Origin of the sequence: Pseudomonas sp. MWU12-3088 (assembly GCF_023242405.1) — a bacterium.
Classification (GTDB): Bacteria; Pseudomonadota; Gammaproteobacteria; order Pseudomonadales; family Pseudomonadaceae; genus Aquipseudomonas; species Aquipseudomonas kribbensis.
Window position 1 is genome coordinate 850,412 of the sequence record NZ_JALJEA010000001.1, and the last position, 19,881, is coordinate 870,292.

Annotated in this window: 18 protein-coding genes; 6 read left to right on the top strand and 12 right to left on the bottom strand. The window is 56.4% G+C overall.

All coding sequences use genetic code 11. The features are described 5' to 3' along the window. Positions 1 to 88 precede the first annotated feature (88 nt). From M5B98_RS03825 to gspG, 8 genes are all read right to left on the bottom strand, one after another. A complete protein-coding gene (locus tag M5B98_RS03825) occupies positions 89 to 1,204 on the bottom strand; it encodes a substrate-binding domain-containing protein (RefSeq protein ID WP_248741873.1) in 1,116 nt (371 codons plus the stop codon). 349 nt (positions 1,205 to 1,553) lie between these two features. Further along, entirely contained in the window at positions 1,554 to 2,765 is a 1,212-nt protein-coding gene (gene gspF, locus M5B98_RS03830) for a type II secretion system inner membrane protein GspF (RefSeq protein WP_248741874.1), read from the bottom strand. Beyond that, the gene (gspE, locus tag M5B98_RS03835; protein ID WP_248741875.1) at positions 2,765 to 4,171 is read right to left on the bottom strand and encodes a type II secretion system ATPase GspE; all 1,407 of its coding nucleotides are present in this window, start codon (positions 4,169 to 4,171) and stop codon (positions 2,765 to 2,767) included. The genes gspF and gspE overlap by 1 nt, the downstream gene beginning before the upstream one ends. After that, positions 4,168 to 6,540 (bottom strand): type II secretion system secretin GspD, encoded by a 2,373-nt coding sequence (gene gspD, locus M5B98_RS03840; protein ID WP_248741876.1) that lies wholly within the window; start codon positions 6,538 to 6,540, stop codon positions 4,168 to 4,170. Before gspD ends, gspE begins: the two co-directional genes overlap by 4 nt. Then, positions 6,537 to 7,082, bottom strand: a complete 546-nt coding sequence (gene gspM / locus M5B98_RS03845) for a type II secretion system protein GspM (RefSeq protein ID WP_248741877.1) — start codon at positions 7,080 to 7,082, stop codon at positions 6,537 to 6,539. Before gspM ends, gspD begins: the two co-directional genes overlap by 4 nt. After that, positions 7,075 to 8,220, bottom strand: a complete 1,146-nt coding sequence (gene gspL / locus M5B98_RS03850) for a type II secretion system protein GspL (RefSeq protein ID WP_248741878.1) — start codon at positions 8,218 to 8,220, stop codon at positions 7,075 to 7,077. The genes gspM and gspL overlap by 8 nt, the downstream gene beginning before the upstream one ends. Then, positions 8,217 to 9,170, bottom strand: a complete 954-nt coding sequence (gene gspK / locus M5B98_RS03855) for a type II secretion system minor pseudopilin GspK (RefSeq protein WP_248741879.1) — start codon at positions 9,168 to 9,170, stop codon at positions 8,217 to 8,219. Before gspK ends, gspL begins: the two co-directional genes overlap by 4 nt. A gap of 8 nt (positions 9,171 to 9,178) precedes the next feature. Beyond that, positions 9,179 to 9,637: a type II secretion system major pseudopilin GspG gene (gene gspG / locus M5B98_RS03860; protein ID WP_085610505.1), complete on the bottom strand. Its 459-nt coding sequence runs from the start codon at positions 9,635 to 9,637 to the stop codon at positions 9,179 to 9,181. Between the two features lie 146 nt (positions 9,638 to 9,783). Between gspG and gspI the strand changes: the two genes are divergently transcribed. Beyond that, positions 9,784 to 10,164 carry a type II secretion system minor pseudopilin GspI gene (gspI, locus tag M5B98_RS03865; RefSeq protein WP_248741880.1) on the top strand — a complete coding sequence of 127 codons (381 nt, stop codon included), beginning with the start codon at positions 9,784 to 9,786 and terminating at the stop codon, positions 10,162 to 10,164. A 510-nt stretch (positions 10,165 to 10,674) separates the two neighbouring features. On the opposite strand, the gene M5B98_RS03870 is transcribed toward gspI, so the two are convergent. Further along, positions 10,675 to 11,943, bottom strand: a complete 1,269-nt coding sequence (locus M5B98_RS03870) for a hypothetical protein (RefSeq protein WP_248741881.1) — start codon at positions 11,941 to 11,943, stop codon at positions 10,675 to 10,677. Between the two features lie 372 nt (positions 11,944 to 12,315). Between M5B98_RS03870 and M5B98_RS03875 the strand changes: the two genes are divergently transcribed. From M5B98_RS03875 to M5B98_RS03895, 5 genes are all read left to right on the top strand, one after another. Next, positions 12,316 to 12,588 (top strand): hypothetical protein, encoded by a 273-nt coding sequence (locus tag M5B98_RS03875; RefSeq protein ID WP_248741882.1) that lies wholly within the window; start codon positions 12,316 to 12,318, stop codon positions 12,586 to 12,588. A gap of 140 nt (positions 12,589 to 12,728) precedes the next feature. Next, positions 12,729 to 13,202, top strand: coding sequence for a hypothetical protein (locus M5B98_RS03880; RefSeq protein ID WP_248741883.1), 474 nt, complete (start codon positions 12,729 to 12,731; stop codon positions 13,200 to 13,202). Further along, positions 13,199 to 13,609: a hypothetical protein gene (locus tag M5B98_RS03885; RefSeq protein ID WP_248741884.1), complete on the top strand. Its 411-nt coding sequence runs from the start codon at positions 13,199 to 13,201 to the stop codon at positions 13,607 to 13,609. The genes M5B98_RS03880 and M5B98_RS03885 overlap by 4 nt, the downstream gene beginning before the upstream one ends. Before the next feature lie 124 nt (positions 13,610 to 13,733). Further along, positions 13,734 to 14,075: a hypothetical protein gene (locus M5B98_RS03890; protein ID WP_248741885.1), complete on the top strand. Its 342-nt coding sequence runs from the start codon at positions 13,734 to 13,736 to the stop codon at positions 14,073 to 14,075. Between the two features lie 495 nt (positions 14,076 to 14,570). Beyond that, positions 14,571 to 14,933, top strand: coding sequence for a DUF6124 family protein (locus M5B98_RS03895; RefSeq protein WP_085701843.1), 363 nt, complete (start codon positions 14,571 to 14,573; stop codon positions 14,931 to 14,933). A gap of 207 nt (positions 14,934 to 15,140) precedes the next feature. On the opposite strand, the gene M5B98_RS03900 is transcribed toward M5B98_RS03895, so the two are convergent. The 3 genes from M5B98_RS03900 to M5B98_RS03910 form a co-directional block, all read right to left on the bottom strand. Beyond that, the gene (locus M5B98_RS03900) at positions 15,141 to 16,457 is read right to left on the bottom strand and encodes a hypothetical protein (RefSeq protein ID WP_248741886.1); all 1,317 of its coding nucleotides are present in this window, start codon (positions 16,455 to 16,457) and stop codon (positions 15,141 to 15,143) included. After that, the gene (locus M5B98_RS03905; protein WP_248741887.1) at positions 16,450 to 17,511 is read right to left on the bottom strand and encodes a hypothetical protein; all 1,062 of its coding nucleotides are present in this window, start codon (positions 17,509 to 17,511) and stop codon (positions 16,450 to 16,452) included. The genes M5B98_RS03900 and M5B98_RS03905 overlap by 8 nt, the downstream gene beginning before the upstream one ends. A 266-nt stretch (positions 17,512 to 17,777) precedes the next feature. Beyond that, positions 17,778 to 19,832: a DEAD/DEAH box helicase gene (locus tag M5B98_RS03910; RefSeq protein WP_248741888.1), complete on the bottom strand. Its 2,055-nt coding sequence runs from the start codon at positions 19,830 to 19,832 to the stop codon at positions 17,778 to 17,780. Between the last annotated feature and the right edge of the window lie 49 nt (positions 19,833 to 19,881).

Below are 19,881 nucleotides of genomic sequence, written 5' to 3' on the forward strand. Positions count from 1 at the left end.
TTCATGATTGGGGTGTAGCGGCGCGACGAGGCAAAAAAAATGGCAGCCCCGAAGGGCTGCCATTCGTGTTGCGGGGAGACTGCGAAGCTTACAAAGGACGACCGACGGCGTTGCAGACGCTGGCGTTGTTGATGTCCAGGTTGTTGCCGGTGGAGTTGGTGATGAAGTTGGCGGTCACAGCGTTTTTCCAGTTGGTTGGAACTGGAATGAAGCCGTGGGCAGCGGTAGCAACGGCGTTGCCTGGAGTGCTGTAGTGCTGGGTCAGGAAGGCCTTCACGTCAGCGGCAACGGCTGCATCCTTGTAGCACTGGCCGAAGATGAAGTTGGTGTAGGCCGCCATGGCATAGCCGGTGCTCGGGTTGGCTACAACCGGTACCCATTGAGCCGGGTTGGAAGGCGTGCCTGGCAGAGCAGCCGACGACAAGGCAGCGTTGACGTTGGCGCTGGTAGGCTGAACACCGTTGATGCGCGCCACAACGGCGTTGCTCGAGGCGTTCACACCGTCCGGACCGACATAACCGATCGAACCGTCGACAGCGTTCACGGCAGTAGCGACGTCAGCGGTGTTGACCACACCTACCCAGTTGGCTGGCAGCGGCGAGCCGCCCAGACGAGCGCTGGTGAAGGTAGTGTTGACGGCGAACTGACCAGGGCAAACCGAGTTCAGGTGACGGGTGAGGATTTCAGTGGTGCCGCTGGAAGCGGTGCGATAAACAACGCGGATCGGGGTCTCGTCGGTTTTGGCGTCGTTGTTGAGCAGTTCACCCCAAGTGGTCTTGGCACCGGACAGTGCGTCACACAGCTGAGCGCTGGTCAGGTTCAGGGTGGTGTTGCCAGCCTTTTTGTATGGGATCGCTACCGAGGTGGCAACCGATGGCAGCTGAATCAGCGGGCCGTAGGAAGTACCGAAGTTGGCGGTGTAGGTGCTGAGTTCCGAAGCGCTGAGGATCGAATCGCTGGCAGCGAAATGCACAGTGCCGGTGGTGCCGAACTGCGAAGCGGTGTTGGTCAGGAAAGCGCTTTTGCCAATGCCGCTACCGGTTACGGCGTAGCTGAAGTTGGCAGGCAGGATGCTGTTGCTAGAGCCTTTGTACAGAGCGGCAGGCAGTGAGGCGCCACCACCGGTTACGTTGGCAGCCATGGCCTGGGCGGAAGCCAGGGCAGCGACGGTCAGGGAAGCTGCGATCAGAGTGCGCTTGAACATGAAGAATCTCCTTTTCAACTAGGTTGGGAACACAGGTTTTCGGATTGCTTGCATGACACTGGGAGGACTCACCGCTGACCTTCGCAAGCGGGGTCCGTGGTTAAGTCGCACTGAGAAATTCGCAGTTTCCGGTGACAGATAAAGGAAAAAACCTCGGGAGGTGCAGGCTGTTTTTCGAGGGATTTTCTCGGGTGTTCCGGGGGTTGTGCGGAGTGTCTGCAGCAGGCTTTTCGAGAGAATCGGCCACAGCCCTTGAAGGGCCGTTGCAGATGACAGAAAGGAGAACCCGAGGACGGTTGCTTCCGCGCTCGGGTGATAGTTGGACGAGAGGAAAAAAGATTGGAAAAGTTTACTGCACCAGCTGGTTGATCTCGATGATCGGCAACAGCACCGCCATCACAATCACCAAAACCACCCCGCCCATCACCACAATCATCAGCGGCTCAAGCAACGCAGTCATGCCCATCGCCCGGCGCTCGATATCGCGGGACAGGGTTTGTGCGGCGCGTTCGAGCATCGGCGGCAGCGCGCCGGTTTTCTCGCCGCTGGCGATCAGGTGAATCAGCACCGGCGGGAACACGTTCTCCACTTTCAGCGCTGCCGCCAGGTTGACGCCCTCGCGCACCTTGGCGGTGGCCTCATTGACGCTCAGGCTCAAGCGATCATTCGACAAGGTCTGCCGTGCCGCCTCCAGCGCCCGCAACAACGGCACCCCGGCACCGCCGAGAATCGCCAGCGTCGAGGCGAACCGTGCGGTGTTCAGCCCCAGCACAAACCGCCCGATCAGCGGCAGCTTCAGCACCCGATGATGCCAACTCAAGCGCGCCGCCGGATTGCGCAAATACAGGCGCCAGCTCCAGAACGCACCGGCCATGATCCCGGCGCACAACCAGCCCCACGCGCGAATGAAATCACTGGCATTGAGCATCGCCAGCGTCAGCCCCGGCAGATCCTGCCGCGCCTGGGAAAACGCGCTGACCACCTGTGGCACCACGTAGCTGAGCAGGAAAATCACGATGCCGATCGACACCAGCCCGACCACGCCCGGATAGATGAACGCGGTGAGAATCTTGCCGCGCAAGTTGTTGCGTTCTTCGATGTAGTCCGCCAGCCGCTCCATCACCTGCGCCAGATCCCCGGACTCCTCGCCCGCCGCAATCAGCGCCCGGTAAATCTCCGGAAAATCCCGTGGCCGCGCCGCCAGCGCTTCCGCCAAGCGCATGCCACTGCGCACGTCGGCGCGCACAGCGCTGAGGGTGTGGGCGATGTGTTTTTTCTCGGCCTGCTCGACCGTGGCACTCAGCGCAGCCTCCAGCGGCAGACTGGCGCCGAGCAGGCTCGACAGTTGCCGTGTGGCCCAAGCCAGATCGTTGTCCGACAGCCTGGCGCTGAACAATCCACCGCCGCCGTGCTGGGAGACGTTGCTTTCCTTCTCCACCGACAACGCCGTCAAGCCGCGACCGCGCAGCACGCCGAATGCAGCGCCCTGACTGTCCGCCTCCAGATGCCCGGACTCGATCTTGCCGCTGGCATCGGCGGCTTCAAAACGATAGCGATTCATCAGGCGTCCCGTGTCACACGAAGGATTTCTTCCGGCGCCGTCGCACCGCTGCGGATCCAGCGTTCGCCGTCCTCACGCAGACTGAACATCCCAGCCTTGCTCGCCGCTGCGCGCAACGCCTGCTCCCCTGCCCCTTGGTGAATCAGGGTGCGGATGTCGTCATCGATGCAGAACAATTCGTGAATGCCGGTACGGCCGCTGTAACCGGTGTGATTGCACGCCGTACAACCCACCGGGCGCCAGGTGCCCGGCGTGGCCGGGTCTTCCTGTTTGCACTGATTGCACAGCCGCCGCACCAGGCGCTGGGCCAACACCCCGAGCATCGACGAGGCCAGCAGAAACGGCTCGACGCCCATGTCGACCAAACGGTTGACCGCCGACACCGCATCGTTGGTGTGCAACGTTGCGAGTACCAGGTGACCGGTCAATGAAGCCTGCACCGCGATCTGCGCGGTTTCGAGGTCGCGGATCTCGCCGATCATGATGATGTCCGGGTCCTGCCGCAGAATCGCCCGCAAGGCCAGGGCAAACGTCATGTCGATCTTGGCGTTGACCTGAATCTGGCTGATGCCCGGCAAGTCGTATTCCACCGGGTCTTCCACGGTGAGGATATTGCTGGTGCTCGCATCGAGCCGCGCCAGCGCCGCATACAGGCTGGTGGTCTTGCCGCTACCGGTGGGGCCGGTGACCAGCACAATGCCGTGGGGCTGACGGATCAGGTGGTCGAGTTTGGCCAGCACTTGCGCGTCCATGCCCAAGGTTTCCAGATGCAGGCGCCCGGCCTGCTTGTCCAGCAAACGCATCACCACCCGCTCGCCATGACCGGTGGGCACGGTGGAAACACGAATATCGATCGGTCGCCCCGCTACACGCAGCGCAATGCGCCCATCCTGCGGCAGGCGTTTTTCGGCGATATCGAGCTGCGCCATGATCTTGATCCGCGACACCAGCGCACCGTGCAATGCCTTGCGCGGTGAGACCACGTCGCGCAGGGTGCCGTCGACCCGGTAGCGCACCACCGAATGGGTTTCGAACGGTTCGATATGAATGTCGCTGGCCTCGTCCCGCGCCGCTTGCGTGAGCAAGGCGTTGATCATGCGGATCACCGGCGCGCCGTCCTGGGTGTCGAGCAGGTCGGTGATTTCCGGCATGTCCTGCATCAGGCGGTCGAGGTCGACTTCGTTCTCCGCCGCACCGACCACCGCCGCCGCGTTGCCAGTGTCGGCGTAGGCTGTGGCGAGCAAGCCGTCGAGTTCGTCATCGCGCACCCGTTCAAGCTTCGCCGCGCCGAACCGCCGCCGTACTTCGCTGATCGACCAGCCCGGCGTCGACGGGCACACCGTCAGCACGCCGTCGCGCAGCAAAATCCGCTGCGCCTTGGCCCAGGCGTAAGGCAAGCTGCTCATAACCGCGGGCCTGCTTCAATCGGCACAGCCTTTATGACCGCGCGGGGCCCGGAAGTCGGAACGGCTGCCGGCACGCCCTGCGCAGCAGTCGGCAACTGCGGCGCCTGCATGTCCGGCATCGCCCAGCTGCGCTCCGGTTGCAGACCGCCCTGAGCGCGACGCATGAAGTCGTAGCGGTTAAGCGTGATGCTGCGCCCCGCCGCGCTGTCGCGAATGATGTACGGGCGCAGGAACACCATCAGATTGGTCTTGGTGATCGAGCGGCGTTCGTTGCGAAACAGCGCGCCCAGCCCCGGAATGCTCGACAGCCACGGCACTGCGTCGTTGCTCTGGCTGTAGCCGTCCTGCAGCAGGCCGCCGAGCACCATGATCTGCCCGTCATCGAGCAGGATGCTCGTGTCGATGGCACGTTTGCTGGTGACGATCCCCGCCGAGGTGGACGCCGCCGAAGCGCGCTCGTCGATGCTGCTGACTTCCTGATAGATGTCGAGCTTCACCGTGCCACCCTCGGAAATCTGCGGCCGCACGTTGAGCTTCAAGCCGACCTCCTCGCGGGTCACGGTCTGGAACGGGTTGTTGCTGGTGCCCCCGCCGCCGGTGACGTAACTGCCACTGACAAACGGAATGGTCTGGCCGACAAAAATGCTCGCCGCTTCGTTATCCAGGGTCAGCAGGTTCGGCGTCGACAGCACGTTGGTGCCGCCCTTGCTCTTCAGGGCCCGGGCCAGCACTTTCAGGTCGAGGATCTTGCCGATGCCGGGGATGTCGACGGTGCCGTTGACGTAACCGAGATTCAAACCCTTGGGCAATACATCGACACTGGTCTTGCCGTTGACGTTGATCCCCGAACCGCCAAGGTTGGCGCCGCCGATCACGCCGTTGCCGGCCAGATTGCCGGTCTGCCATTGCACGCCGAACTCGCTGGCGTCGTCCTCGCCGACTTCGACGATCAGGCTTTCAATCACCACTTGCGCGCGACGCTGGTCGAGCAGGTCGATGACTTCACGCAGGTTGCGGTACAACGGTTCCGGCGCGGAAATCAGCAAGGTGTTGGTGGTCGCGTCCGCCTGAATGGTCACGCCGCCGGCGCTGAAGGCCACGTTCTGCTCGCTGCTTTGCGCGTTGCTGCTGCCACTGCCAGTGCTGCTGCCTTGGGCGTAGCTGCCGCCAGTGCTGCCGTTGTTGGTGGTCGAAGTGCTGCCATTGGTTTGCGTGCCGCTCTGGCCGTTCTGCCCACCGTTCGAATTAGTGGAACTGCCCATGGCGCTGAGCACCGAGCGCGCACTGTCGCTAGTGCCGCTGTCGCTCTCGCCGGTCAACAAACCGCGCAGTGCCTGGGCCAGTTTGCCGGCCTGGGCATTGCGCAGATAAACCACGTGCAGGTTGCTCGGGTTGCTCTGGGCGTTGTCGAGTTTGTAGATCAGGTTGCGCGCCAGCTCCGTGCGCTCCGGGCTGCCGGCGCGGATGATGATGGTGTTGGAGCGCGGGTCGCCGATCACCGCGATTTTCTGCGTCGGGTCATTGCCCGGCGCGTCGAGCAGGTCGGCGACCATCGGCGCGATGTCGGCGGCGATGCCGTTCTGGATCTGCACCACGTCGGTGTCGATGGCGCTCGGGGTGTCGATGCCCTGAATCAGTTGAGCGACCCGCGTGAGGTTCTCGGCGTAGTCGGTGACGACGATGGTGTTGTTGCCCGGATAGGCGTTGATCGGGTTGTTCGGCGAGACGATCGGGCGCAGCACCGGGATAAGGTTCACGGCGTTCTCATATTGCAGGCGGAACGTGCGGGTGAGCATGCCGTTGCCGGCCGGTTTGTCGGCGCTGTAGATCGGCCCGCCGAGCAACTTGGCATCGGCCTCCGGCACCACCTGCGCCACGCCGCCGACGTCCACCACGCTGAAACCCTGCATGCGCAGCGCCGCCAGCAACATGTCGTAGGCCTGATGCGCCGGCACCTGGCCTTCGGAGACCAGCGTCAGGTTGCCCTTGACCCGGGGATCGACCAGAAACTGCTGGCCGGTGGAGCGCGACAACGCCCGCACCACCGCTTGAATATCCGCATCGACAAAATTCAGCGTCACCGGTTGATCGCCCAACGGATTGGCCGGCAACGTCGTGCCCCGGGCCGCACCGCCACTGCGGGCGCGTTCGGTGATGTTGTGCAATTGCTTCGGCGCAGGTCTGGCCTGAGCCTGCGCCCGCTCGCGGTCGAGCACCGCGTCGCCACTGCGCTGGGTGTTGGCCAGCGGCCGGCCGAGTTCGCTGTCCACCAGCAGCGGCGGTTGATTCGGTGGTGTGGTGTTGCTGCACGCGCTCAATGCCATCAACAGCATCGGCAACGCCATGCGTTTGGACCCTGACCCCTTCATGAAGCTTCCTTAGCGCCCAGCGCCTGATCCATGCGTACGGTGCCCGACAGAGTGCCGGCCGTGTCATCGGTCGCGGCGTCGTCTGCGCGTTGCAGACGGGCCTCGACCACTTGCAGTGAAAAATTCCGGGGTTGGCTCAGCAGCCAGTCGAGCACGGCGTCGGCCGGTGCCGCGTCGAAGGTCAACTGCCAGCCGGCGGACGCGGCCGCCAATTGGTAATGGCCGCCCAGTCCGCTGGCCTGCAAGGTCTGTTGCAGCGACTGCTCCAGGTTCTGCCCGTCGGGGCGCACGCTGACGTCACGCAACAGCACTTCCAGCGCTTCGGCCTGGGCGCGCAGTTTTGGCGTTTCGACTTGCGATGCGGCAATCTTCTTCAACGGCGGCTGAACCATCACCACCCACACAAACAGCCCCAGCAACAGCGCCGCCATGCCGCCGACCATGCGTTTTTCCCGCAAGGCCAACGGCTGCCAACGAGCCTGCAACTGAGCATTGAAGCGCTGCCAACCGGCGCGGTATTTCGCAAGCGAGGGGCTATTCATCTTCGGCTCCGCTGCTGTCGTCGTTGTCGGTGGCGGCGGTCGCCTCGCCGGCCGGGCGCAGGACCCAGCCGTCGTCATTCGGGGTGATGCTGATGCCAGCCTGGGCCAGCGTGCCTTGCCAATCCTTGTCGTTGCCCGAACGCCGGGCCTCGGGCAGCAGACTCAATTGCAACGCGCCGTCGACAAACTCCAGCCGCTGCACCGTGCCCGCCATGGACGGCATGCCGCTGCCGGCCTGCGACACCAGTCGCGTGAAGTCCTGCCCCGGCGCATCCACCGCACCTTGCTGGCGCGCCGCGATTTGCTGACGGGCCTGTTGCAGCGGATTGAGGATCACCGGCAACTCGGGGAACGCCTGCTTCACCCGCTGCGCCATCTGCGCCTTGAGCTGCTGGCCCTGCCCGGCCTCGCGGGCGGCGTACAGGTTCAAACCGATCACCCACACCGCCAACGCCAGCGCACAACAGCCGAGCGCCCTGCCCCAGCCGCGATGTTCGGTGCCCGGTTGCTGAAGGCCGCCGTGCAGGCCCCAATTCGGCAATGGGCCGGCGTTTCGCTGTGTGTCGGTCAATATCGATTGCACCGCTTCCGGCGCTCCATCACCGATCCAGTGCGCCGGCAGACCGGTTTCCAGCAGCCAAGCTTCATCGATCATCGGCTGCACCTGCGCCGCATTCGGGCCGTGGCGCAGTAACAGATGATCGTCGTGCAGACAACCGACACCGCCCGCCATCACCGGCAAGCTGTAGGCCGCCGGGTACAGGCCTTTGAGGTTCAAACCGAATTGCCCGAGGTGCTGCAAATCCTTGCGTGCTACCCAGGCAATCTGCACTTGGCCGCTTTCATTGCGAGCGCTGTGGGCGATGTGCATTTCGGCGCTGTCACCGAGCATCAAGGCCTGCGCCGCACACTGCACAGCCGCAGCGGTTTTGTTTGCGGGCAACGGCGGCAAATCGATGCTCGCCAACAGGCTGTCCGACGGGTGCAGAAAACACACCAGCGGTTGCTTCGGCAGTGCACCAAGCCGCACGCGTTCCTGCCGCGTGACCTGCCCCTGACGATCCAGCCACGCACACTCCACTTCACTGTCGAGACCCAGCTCCGCCAGCGGCGGCAAACTCACGCGCAACTGGCTCATACGCCCACCCGCGACCAGATCACTTGCGGCAACCGATCCTGACTGCGATGCAACAACGCATCGAGGCTCACTCGTCGCTGATCCCGCCGCGCCTGCCCGCGCAGCCGGAACCAGTCGCTGGTGATGCCGACCTTGACGCTGGTGATCTCCAGTTGCGGCAGTCGCAGCCGATTGACGAAATCCCCGCGATTGATAAACCAGCGCCCGGCGTCACGCTCATTGATCAACGCCTGCGCCCGCTCCAGCGACAACCCCGGCACATAAGCCGCCAGCACCGGCGCCGTGGCCGTGTTGCCGTTGAGCCAGGTGGTCGCCGGAATCACCGTCAGGTACGGCGCCAGTTTCGCCAACACTGCATCGTTGACCCCATCCACACTGCGCAAATCGTCAAGCGTTCGCAGCATCGGCAAGGTCGGCGATTGCGGTTTGCGCGACGCGGACGGCGACGTGGCGCGCCCGCTGTCGAAGGTATTTTTCGTCACAGGCTTGTCCACCACTTGGGCATTCAGCAGGTGCGGATAAGAGCCGATCACCCGCTGACTGATGCGCCGGCTCAGGCCGCTGCTGACACCGATCAACTCGCACAAACGCTCGAACGCCTGCACCTGCGCGTCATCGATCCGCTCGTTGGCCACCAGATTGCGCAGGTTGAACTTGCCCTGCTCGTCCTCCAGCCGCCCCTCGAAACCCTGGGTGTTCAAGCGCTGCGCCCATGGCTGGTCGAGTCGGGTCAGCGGATCGCGCTGCCGCGCATCCCACAACAATTGCCGGCTGATCTCCAGCCCGCCGTGCAACACCCAGCGGCCCTGCACACGCAGTTGTTCGGCTTCCAGCGCCCGGGTCGAAACGCTCTGGCGGGTCAGCATGCCGGCAGCGATCACCGCAACCACCGCCGCAATCAGCAGCGCACTGATGATCGCCATCCCCTGCTGGTTCGATTGGCTGTTCATGACCGGCCTTACAACTGCCAGGAACCGATGTCGGCATTCACGCCGTCGCCGTCAGGCTGGCCGTCGGCGCCGAGGGAAAAGATGTCGATCTCGCCGTTGGCACCGGGATTGAGGTACTGATAAGGACGACCCCACGGGTCATTCGGCAGACGCTCCAGGTACGAGCGCCAGTTGGTGTTCTTCGCATCGGCCGGCCGCTCCACCAGCACTTTCAAGCCCTGACTCTGGCTCGGGTAAGTGCCGTGATCGAGGCGATACAGCTTCAGCGCCTGCATCAACCCGCCAATGTCCTGCTTCGCCGCCGTGGCCCGCGCCTGATCCGGCCGGTCGAGCACCTTGGGCACCACCATCGCCGCCAGAATCCCGAGAATCACTACGACCACCATGATCTCGATCAGCGTGAAACCCTGCTGCCCACGGGGCATCCGGCTCGGTCGACTGGGCTGTTTGAATTGCGCGATATCCATCTCGTCATTCCCTGGCTTGATTCGATTCGACGCGCAGTGTTGCAAGAAGATATGTCAGGGATGTTGAAAATCCTCGGGTGTTTTCGTCGTCAAGCCGTCAAGCACGGGCGTTAGCGTCAAGGGCTGCCCGACCGCCCGAGACCCCGATGCGCACCCCCTCCCCGCAAGCCGGATTCACCCTGATTGAAGTGCTCGTCGCACTGGCGATCATCGCCGTCGCCATGTCCGCCGCCGTGCGTGTGGCGGGGTTGATGACGCAGAGCAGCGGGATATTGCGGGATCGTTCGATTGCGATGATTGCGGCGCAGAGTCGGATGGCTGAACTTCGGTTGGAAGGGAGATTGCCGATGGGGGTTAAAGCGATGGAGTGTGATCAAGGGCGGTTGTTGTTGCGGTGTGAGCAGGTGATTGGGGGGGTGGAGAATGGGCGGTTGCTCAAGGTTGGAGTTCAGGTGTTTGATCGCAGCCAGGAGCGCCCCCCGCTGGCTAAGATTGAAACGTTGCTTAGCCGTCCCGAGAATCCCTAGCCCGAGCCCGCCTTAAATGTCGGCCCCCTCGATGGCAAATGAATCAGCGTGGGACATTTCCGACACCCACCAAAAGATCTAAACCAACCTGCACATACCGCGTTGAATCCATAATCAACCCGGTCTCTCAGGTCGATGTAAAGCGCAAGACACTTCGGTCGGCCCCCTCTCCCTCCGGGAGAGGGCTGGGGTGAGGGCCGCTCTTCAACCCACCCGTTTACCCCCTTCCAAAACCCCGTTTAAAAGACACCAACCGTAACCAGGAAGAACACGACGCCAGCGATCATCAAGCCATACAAAAAGTAATGCTCGCGCTCGTTAGAAATACGATCGATTCGTGGGTATCCAGCCGATAGATATTTCCACTTTGAGGATTCGGTATTCTTAGCCCATGAGAATCAAAGTAACTTCAGGAAAAAAATGAGGAAAACCAAAAGCCTAAGGCCAACACCCCCACAACCAATTTAAGTGAGTTCATTACCCGGCCTCCCCGCCTTTCTCACAGCATCATTAAGTCGGACCGTGCGAAGGTGAAAAAGACTGAGCCTTCAGGCATAACCGTTTCCCCTCTAACAACGCAACGTAGTCGATCAGGAATCTACGAAAATCTTCCCTGAAGATGCCGTCGTGCGCTTCTATCAACTCGTTCTCACTGTAGGCGACTACGACTGGGCTGAACGTCTTGCTTCGGCCAGGCAATGCGGCCAATGTCGCATCAGCGAACGGAATACCAGGGTTAGTCAGGTCAAACCCTAAAGCCTGTTGGCAATAATCTTTCGAAAACACATAGGAAGCAGTATTAGGCTGTAACTTCAGTGAATGCGTTCGTTGTGGCTCATACTCACCCAATGCCGTAATCCACTCAGCTTTTTTCTCATCACTCGAAAATGCCGGTCTGAACCAAGCGCTTATACGCTGCCCAAGCGGGAAGAACCTTTGCCGAGCCCAATCTCCCTCCCCTGAAAACACAAGAAGCACAGGTGTCTGTGCCAGGCTGTAGGTGTATCTGGACTGCAAAGCCCACAGACGATCGAACTGTGCGGCTTCAAAGGCTGGATTGATCAATACGGTGACATCACCCACGCTGGCCACTGGCATCTGGGCCGGCAGCCCCTCATGCAGCATAAAATTTTCTTCAAGTGACGCCGCGACAGACTTATAAAGCACCTGCCCACCAAAACTATGGCCAATGCTGACCAGCCCCATGAAATGCTTCTGATTACTTTGATTACGTTTTTTGTATATCTCGTTTAGGCGGAAGATAAACTCCCGAGCCGCTCCCTCCCCGACTCGCTCCGCGGCAGCCTTGCGCCCCCAGAACGTTGAGTAATCCAAAAGACCAGGGAGCGACTCGCCTCGCCAGGAAAGATAAACACCGACGACCTTTACATCACCGTCGATGTTTAACGTCGATCTGGCAAACCGGTAAATTGGCTCTTTGAGCTTTTCATCTACCGCCTTAACGGTTCTGTGAAAGTCTCGGCGGTTGGTGTCATCTTCGGCTGCGTTATGGTGCCAGCCATGAACGAACAGCAGTACAACCACATTGGACTTTTTCGCGTTCTCATCAATCGCAGTAAGGATATTTTCCGCCTTTGTGCGATCCCAGAAATTGCCAAAATCATCTATTTCCACGTCCACATTCGAAAGGTCGTGCATGGACAATGGTGACTGCTGAAATGACCGATGTCCGTAATTGCAACCGGTCAAAACAACGGCGGCGATGCCCAGCAACACCGTCAAGGCCACCCTTCCTCGCTTACCTGCGAAATTGAACATTTAATCTCACTCCGTTGATTTCCAGGCCAGTGGCTAGACAAGTTGAGTGTAGGCGGCGATGGGTCAGCACGCTCAATAAAAGAAGACAGCGACGGCGTGATCACTGACAAATCAGCTCTGCTTGAAGGATCGAAAAACGGTATTGGGTATCGCGTAGGTGGTCATCATCGCGGACCAGGCTGTGAATCAGGCGTTGGATCATGTTGATGCATGAACAAAGGGGACTGAACAAAGGGAGCTGATTTATTTTATGGAAATAATCAGTCCCCTTTTTTACGTTTTGGGTGTCAGTTGAAAAGAGTCGGAATAAAGCTCCAGAGATCATCGAGCACGCCGACAACAGGGCCTATAGGCCAGGAATCCGGAGTTGGGATGATTGCAAGCAACGTTTCATATCTTTGTCCGGTTTGTGGATACACCGGGCTTGAAGAGGCTCCGTACGACGAACTGGGCTGCTCTTCGTTTGGCATCTGCCCGTGCTGCGGTACGCACTTTGGCTACGACGACACGACCGCGGCTCATGCTGATTTACGCAGATCATGGGTCTCCAGCGGGATGCATTGGTGGAGCGAAGCGCAGGCGTCGCCGAGCGGTTGGGACCCGATAAGGCAACTACAGGCGTTCGAAAAAGACATCCAGATATGAACCTGACGCAGCCAATGGTCAGGCAGTAGACATTGCTCCCAGGCCAAATAAACGGATGTGACAAGGATGACTATGCTATCGGCTTGCCCTAGCCGAAAAGTCGTCAACTGATGCCGTTTTACGGAGCAATGGAGTGCGGGATGAAAATCATCGCTTTTGTAGCTATCTATCTCGCAGGCGGAGTTGCCCTGTTTCCCCTCCTCGACCTCTTTCGTCCGGTAGGCATTTCTCTCGACCAACTCTATTCGGAGTTTTACCTCAGCTCCGGTGTTGACGTGGCGCAACGCCTAAGCCTGAGCTTCATCTACGCAAGCGCGTTTCATCTGGTGTGGTCTGCCTTGTTTTCTGAATCCGCAAAAAGCTGGGTGTTCACGACCAATATCATAGACATTTGCTATCTCGCCTTACGGTGTTTGAGTTCTTTTTGCATCAGCCTGATGACTCTTGGACTGGTTGGAAAAAGCGCACAAAAAGTGCCCTTTACAGAATTTGCTCAATATATTCATTTTCTGGTTATCTGCATGCTCGCGGGCGCTTGGGCGTGGGAACTCAAGCACTTTTTGATAGGTGTCATTTATTACGCCGCAAGAAAAATCACGAGAACGGCTAAATGAAGGCCCCGATCCTGCTCATCGCCATTTGTTGCACGGGTCCAAGCGTCGCGTTCGCTGATGGCTCGCAAGCGGCAAACGACAAATACGGGCCAGCAGGCATCACCGTCGGTGAGCCCTTGGTGTCGGCCAGGTCCAGGTTGATCAAACAAGGATGGAAGCCAACCCGGATGCACACCCGCGATGGCTACGAATATAGCGGTGTCGAGCCAGAGCTGGCTGCACGCAATATCCTGGAACTCGATACCTGCTCTTTTGATAGCTCGCGCTGCATCCTGTTCTATTCGAAGAAAGACGCCTGCTTGCGCGTTGACACCATGGGTGAGCAGCTCAAAGACATGACGGTAACGCGATGGGCTGATGAATGTCCGGATGCGCCTTCAGAGCCAGATCGCGGAGACGCGGGTTAAGAAACAAAGGGGACTGAATGAAATAATTCAGTCCCCTTTTCCCCATTGCCGTTGAGCTCCTGCGCAACGTGCGAACCGCTGATCGTAGGCGACTTAAAAACTGCAGTTGGAAAAGCATCAAAAAATGAAACTAAACCCATTAGCCATCAGCCTTCTAGGTTGCGTCAGTTTATTTTCTAACGCAGCAGACCTTGCTATCAAAGAGGGAATGCCATTTTCGAAAGCCCGAGAAGCTTTGATCAAAAATGGCTGGAAGCCGAACCCGACCTACTCAGGTGAGTTCGGGGTTGAAAGCGTCATCCAAAGAAAAGGCTTCAGTGAAATCGAGTCATGCACGGAGGGCGTCCGTTACTGCAGCTTCAACTACATCAAGAACGGAGATTGTTTAGGTGTAGGAACAGTCGGCGAAGAGGTCAAAGACATGAAGATTTATTCCTGGAACTTCAAATGTCCTGAAAAGGATTGATGCCAGAAACCTGTTCCTTTTTTGCGGTCGTTCAGGCCGATGTATGACGCCAGCCAGCCCAGTCAGTCCCCTCTCCCTCCGGGCAGTCCGACATATCGGGAGTGCATGGGTGATAGTCGCTTTTTACCCACCTGTTTAACCGACTTCTTTAACCCTGTTTAAAGACACTCATCGTTACTTCCTCAAGGCTACAACGCCTTGCGTCATTGCCTACGACTACGCCAGAATCCGCCGGCTTGTGCGTCTAGGGTGCGGGTCTTATCGTTTCCGGGTCACTGAAAGACAGTGATCGGGTTTGGTAGCCCGCAGCGCTGACGCATTGCGTCACCTCATGCAGTTGCATTCATGCGACTGGATTTATGGTGGCCATGCTCAGGGCTTCTTCGGAAGCGCCGGTTCCAGTGCTCCGGTCTACCAACCTGCGTATGGTCGCCACCCCCTCGTTTGGTAGCGAGAGTGGTTGACTCCAATTCAATCAGTACTGGAGTTACATCTATGATCAAACCAACACCAAACCCACCAGAAACCGATCCAGTTTCCCCCTACCAATTCCCCGATTCGCGAACCCTCAACGAAGCCGCCGAACGCGCCCTCGACCACTACCTCACTCCGCAACAACGCATCATGGGCAGCCACACCAAACACGACCCCATGTTCCTGGCCAACCCCGCCTACAACAGCGAATCCCTGTTGGCCAACGCCAGCGAATCCCTCGACTCCGCCAGCGAAATGCTCAGTAACTTCGCCGCCATCCTGGAACCCGCCCACCGAAAAACGGCACTGGGCATCGCGCAGGTGGTTATGGTTGCGGGGTTGGCGGTGAATCAGGCGTTGGATCATGTTGAGGTGAAGACGTAAGCGGTTGAGTGCTGTAGCTCAATAGCCGGAAAGAAAATGGCCGAGGTTGTCAGGTGTAACTGACGACCTCGGCCAAATTAAAAAACCGACAACCAGCTCAGCACCTGTCATAACCGCAATACACTACTTTCTCAATGACAGGCCAACATTTTTCAAAAGTCAAAAAGCCCAGATTGACCAATGAAAATCTGGGCACACAACACAAATTTACTTATGCATTTGTGAAAGCAATGTTTCAGCAGTAGACTTCATCGTCCCACCATCGCGATTGACACTTGCCTCAAGCAACTTGGTAAGTCTTTTATGTTTGATATTTTTATCGAGCAACTGGAACTTATCCACAAGATCAGACCAACGTGACTGTGGCTTACCATACCATGCCAACTTTTGAAGAATCAACTCATCACCGGGCAGGCATTCATTTAGGTAATACTCCCATTGGTTAACCGTTAAACGCTCCAGCAAGTTAATTGCTTCAGGCTGCGCGGCATTTGAAGACCCATAACTATTCCCCAAACGGACAGCCAATATGGCAGACATACTTATTGGGAAAGCTGGCCATGGGATAGTAGTTCCAAGTTTGGCGAGGGCTGAAATAGCTGCAGGCTCATTATAAAAATTATTCATTTCCGTGTGAACACTTATAACATTAGATGCTGCTGCCGCAAATGTTTGCGAGCGCAGGGACTCGGGCACATAATCAAATCCCTGAATCGAAGTCAATGCTTTTTTCAGTGCCGAGACGGCCGGAGAATGACCAGCACTAACAGCCTCTGCATAAGACTGACCTATAGACCATTTCTCCGCATCCCTCAAACTTTCCCATAAAAATGGTACCAATACTACTATGTTACCTAATGTGTGCTCAAACTGCGCACCAACCTTTGTTTTTATCCCAGAAAGCAAAATACTCAGAGTGGTTTTCTTAAAGAAATAAGGGGCTGCGTGAAGCGTACTTGCTTCTGCATCAGCGATTTTGAATGTCCGCCCTTCTAACTCTGAACGAAAGGCCATAAACTCGGCAGGCGCAATATTATCCTCTCTTCCAAGCACAGAATTGACGCACGTCCTAAGAAAGGAGAGAGCCTCTTCCCTCGACATTTCCTCTGCTTCAGAGTCTTCTATATTGAGACTATCAAAGTGAGCTAAAAGCTCAAGATGCTGAGTAAGACGAGTAGCGTCGGTTGAATTTATTAATCCCAACTCCCTAGCCAGAGTTATAGCTTCATAGTTAGAGATACTAACCGTAGGAACTGAGTCCTCGTCCAAATCAGCGCGCCCAAGCATCTCCCCTACAAATGCCATACCTAGAGAAGAGAGCGCCCGCTTGAGTTGAGAAAGTGCTTTATTGAGAACAAACCCCGCCATCATTTCAAATGCGTCAGATTGAAACGCTGTAATAATTTGCTTTTGATCACGAGCACTAAGATTTTTGGCAACGCTTGCGATCGCTAGTGCGGTATCTGCCGACTTAGGCACAATCGACCCTGTAGGTTCTCGCCAAACGTTAACTGAATTATTCATTAGCACCACCTCCAACATTCACATGAAGATCTGTACGTCCATCTTGTGACCTAAAAAAAGCTGCAGACAACTCCGAACCAACTAGTTGTTTCATTGACGAAAACGCCCGACTCCGGGCTCCGCCAGACGCATTAGAAACATCATTACTACTAATGAATGCTCGATATCCCAAAATACAACCAGCACTGTTAAACACAGTTATACCGTCACTACCTATAAAACCTGAGATTAATTCCGCAGCAGCCTGTAAGCGGCTTACTGACATTGCAGTTTTACCCTCATCGGCGTGTAGCCTAACCCTTTCAAACAGATCAATTGGCGGAGTTAAACGCACAGCATCCTGCAATGAAGCTGGCAGTTCTTTGACATCAGATGACACAACAGCAATCAACGTCCCATGGCAGTTACTTATTGCAGAGGACAATAAGCGCGCAACGAAACTGGAAAACATACCTGCCTGTTCACCCAACTCAGCCGATATTGAACCGGCAAGTCCGTCTATATGTGCTTGACCATTCAACTCAGCAACGTCAGCATCATTATTGAATCGAAACTCTACGCCACTCCCGGAATTAGTTCTTACCTCAACCTTATTTATCGCACTTTGAGCTATTTTAACTATAGGGAATCCAGCGGAAAAATCGCAGAGAACCGCTTCATCGACAGTCAATGAAGATGGGTCACTGCTCCCACAAAAAACTCCAAACTTACAATTCTCGCCATTAGGAGATCGCTCAATATATATACGCCAATTATCCCTACACAGAGGCGCCGCCGCTTTAAGTATAGTAGGCCCAGCGGTTTCCAATGGTATCTCTTCAGATAGAGGTACGTATTCTCCTACACCCGCCCTCTGCAAGAGCTCAGATATCGAGTTACAGATAAACACAGCCGGAGTTAAAGGAACACCCTCTTCCGTATAAGCAGCAAGCTGAGAAACTATCCCGGCAATCAATCTTGAGGTTCTACCGCAATGGATACCAATCTCCTCAATGAGATCTACTGTATTCGATACCAAATGAGTTCTGAATGAAACGCTTTTTTCAGAAGGCATTTAGACACCCTCAGCATAATAAAAAACGATTTTATTATAGGGCACGCTGTAAAAAATGCATTTCCTGCTCATAAGACCCTCCTTACCGATATGTGACCTGCCGCACTTTCATCCAATATTTAATTTCGCTAGAAACCACAGCTTCCAGCTACACCCTAACCACCTAGCGAATCCTGTAAAGAACAAAACCTGCTCTTCGCGGAATTTTAAAGGAGACGGGTCTGACTTTTGAAGACCGGTCCGTCTCCACTGCTACAAAACTGATGTCATCCCGTACCGAGCGCGCGTCTGATAAACGCCTGATCTACAGCGCCCAAAAATTGACTCCAAGAGACCTGAGTATCCCGAAGATATCGCCCCAGACTATCGACGTCCGCCTGTTCTGGAAACTCAAGCCTCTCTGTCAGACGATGCAGTGTCTGAATGGGGATTCCGATTTCCTCCAGGGCGTTAACACCAGCTGGTAAATGAAACCCCTCGAAGGCCATCTTGACGTGTGTGTAATCGACCTTACTGCGGATACCTAGCTTCAGTGCATGATTTTTGACGACATCCTCCAGCAAGCTCAATAGTTTGGGCAGGGTATATCCGAACGTGTTGCTAATAATTTTCAAATCATTATTAAGCGTGCTTGAAAGCGTGCGTTTTTCCCCTTCGATGATCGACTGCCTCGCATAGGCCATCTGGCTTTTCAAATATTCCGAATAGCTCGAAGCGTTGAGGTAGCCAGCGAGCTTGGCGACCATAACGTCAGTAGGTTTAACATTGACCCCGTTCCGACTGAACGTATGAGGTACAAGTCTTGCGATAATTTTGGCAAACGTTTTCAGAAAATTGGTCGCGGGTGCCCAATGAAAAACCAACGTGGCAAATTCGGTGTCGTCCATCATTTCGACCATACTTTGCAACTCCTCGAACTGCTCGACACGGAAGTACGAGTGTTTTTTAACGAGATCAATAGAGACATGATCACTTGTGAAGATCTCATCGAAGCGATCCTGTGAAAACTCGGACAGATGGTCTGGCTGAACACAGGCCAAAAGATTGATTGGAGTATCAACGTCCTGAATTCCGAGCGGAATCTCCACCTCTTGATTGAGGTTGTCTTCTGGAATATCCTCCAAGCAAAAAATTTTGCCCACGAAGTGAATACCCATCCGCCCAGCGCGCCCCTTGATGTTCCCATGAGTGAATTTGTCGATGCTGCGAATGCCATCGCGGTTGTCGTAGATCACAACATTCTTCGCGATGGTGTTCACTCCTTCAATGATTGTAGATGTGCAGAGTAGGTAACGTAAGTTTCCCGCATTGAACTGATCGGCTGTGTATTGCTGCAAAGCTCTTGGCAAGGCTCCAAAGTGCAGTCCAATACCGTTTTTTAGCGCAACGGTGTAATCCCAATCGGCATCGAATTCGTCGCTCACCCAATCGATATGAGGACTCGAATTTGGAGAGCCGTGCCCGAGCCTGATCAGCTCTCGTGCCACGAGGCCTGCTACAGTTGGCGACTTGCAGTAGATGATCGTAGCGCCGATACATGCGGTTGCGATCTCAGCCAGCGCCTTAAGTTTGGATTTCTCATCATTCGCCTTAATGCCGAAGGTTTGTACATCAAGCGCGACCGTGTTGAAGTCGGTAGAAACAAAAGTATGCGGATATCCGAGTTTTTCAAGTCCGCGAATGCTGTTGACGAATGGCCCGGTCAGATAGAACTGCTTGGAGACCTTAAGCAATTTGCTCAACGCAATATTGAGCTCGATGACTCGCTCATCTTGGTAGTCCACAGTGCCGTTTTTTAGCTCCCGAAACGACAACTTGTAAAATTCGTCGATGACGAAGAGGTCAATGTCAACTATGTCATCTCGTTCATTCACTCTTTCTTGCGTGAGAACGTAGACGGCCCGGTTGGAATAGCACTCTTGCGAGCTGTGGTGAATGATTTGATATCGGTCACCGAACCGGTCTTGCAACCGACGGCGAGTCTCGTCCGCAAGAGCCACTGCTGGGACAACTAGGACGAGCCTCTCTAGAGTACCCAAACCGAGCAACGAGTCCACGATTGCGCTTTTACCCATGCTTGTAGGCGCGCTAAGCACAACGTTATGACCGGCCTTCAGCAGATCGAATATGTGGAACTGCATGGAGTGAAAAACGAAATTATCCGAAAATGGTGTTCGGTACAGATCCAACACCCTAAGGTCGTCCGGCGTGAGGTCGGTGAACTCCTTTTTCAGGTACGGAAATAAACCTGATTTCCTCACCATGTTTTTTAGAAGAGTATTGTGCTTGCTAAATCGATTGCGCGCATCGAGGGCCCGCACGATCAGGTCTCGGCCCAGGTCATATGAAACAGGGTTGGATAAAAGCTTA

What these genes read in the sequence shown, in the direction of transcription:
- M5B98_RS03825 (WP_248741873.1), bottom strand. Translation starts at nt 1,204, where the DNA reads ATGTTCAAGCGCACTCTGATCGCAGCTTCCCTGACCGTCGCTGCCCTG.
- gspF (WP_248741874.1), bottom strand. Translation starts at nt 2,765, where the DNA reads ATGAATCGCTATCGTTTTGAAGCCGCCGATGCCAGCGGCAAGATCGAG.
- gspE (WP_248741875.1), bottom strand. Translation starts at nt 4,171, where the DNA reads ATGAGCAGCTTGCCTTACGCCTGGGCCAAGGCGCAGCGGATTTTGCTG.
- gspD (WP_248741876.1), bottom strand. Translation starts at nt 6,540, where the DNA reads ATGAAGGGGTCAGGGTCCAAACGCATGGCGTTGCCGATGCTGTTGATG.
- gspM (WP_248741877.1), bottom strand. Translation starts at nt 7,082, where the DNA reads ATGAATAGCCCCTCGCTTGCGAAATACCGCGCCGGTTGGCAGCGCTTC.
- gspL (WP_248741878.1), bottom strand. Translation starts at nt 8,220, where the DNA reads ATGAGCCAGTTGCGCGTGAGTTTGCCGCCGCTGGCGGAGCTGGGTCTC.
- gspK (WP_248741879.1), bottom strand. Translation starts at nt 9,170, where the DNA reads ATGAACAGCCAATCGAACCAGCAGGGGATGGCGATCATCAGTGCGCTG.
- gspG (WP_085610505.1), bottom strand. Translation starts at nt 9,637, where the DNA reads ATGGATATCGCGCAATTCAAACAGCCCAGTCGACCGAGCCGGATGCCC.
- gspI (WP_248741880.1), top strand. Translation starts at nt 9,784, where the DNA reads ATGCGCACCCCCTCCCCGCAAGCCGGATTCACCCTGATTGAAGTGCTC.
- M5B98_RS03870 (WP_248741881.1), bottom strand. Translation starts at nt 11,943, where the DNA reads ATGTTCAATTTCGCAGGTAAGCGAGGAAGGGTGGCCTTGACGGTGTTG.
- M5B98_RS03875 (WP_248741882.1), top strand. Translation starts at nt 12,316, where the DNA reads ATGATTGCAAGCAACGTTTCATATCTTTGTCCGGTTTGTGGATACACC.
- M5B98_RS03880 (WP_248741883.1), top strand. Translation starts at nt 12,729, where the DNA reads ATGAAAATCATCGCTTTTGTAGCTATCTATCTCGCAGGCGGAGTTGCC.
- M5B98_RS03885 (WP_248741884.1), top strand. Translation starts at nt 13,199, where the DNA reads ATGAAGGCCCCGATCCTGCTCATCGCCATTTGTTGCACGGGTCCAAGC.
- M5B98_RS03890 (WP_248741885.1), top strand. Translation starts at nt 13,734, where the DNA reads ATGAAACTAAACCCATTAGCCATCAGCCTTCTAGGTTGCGTCAGTTTA.
- M5B98_RS03895 (WP_085701843.1), top strand. Translation starts at nt 14,571, where the DNA reads ATGATCAAACCAACACCAAACCCACCAGAAACCGATCCAGTTTCCCCC.
- M5B98_RS03900 (WP_248741886.1), bottom strand. Translation starts at nt 16,457, where the DNA reads ATGAATAATTCAGTTAACGTTTGGCGAGAACCTACAGGGTCGATTGTG.
- M5B98_RS03905 (WP_248741887.1), bottom strand. Translation starts at nt 17,511, where the DNA reads ATGCCTTCTGAAAAAAGCGTTTCATTCAGAACTCATTTGGTATCGAAT.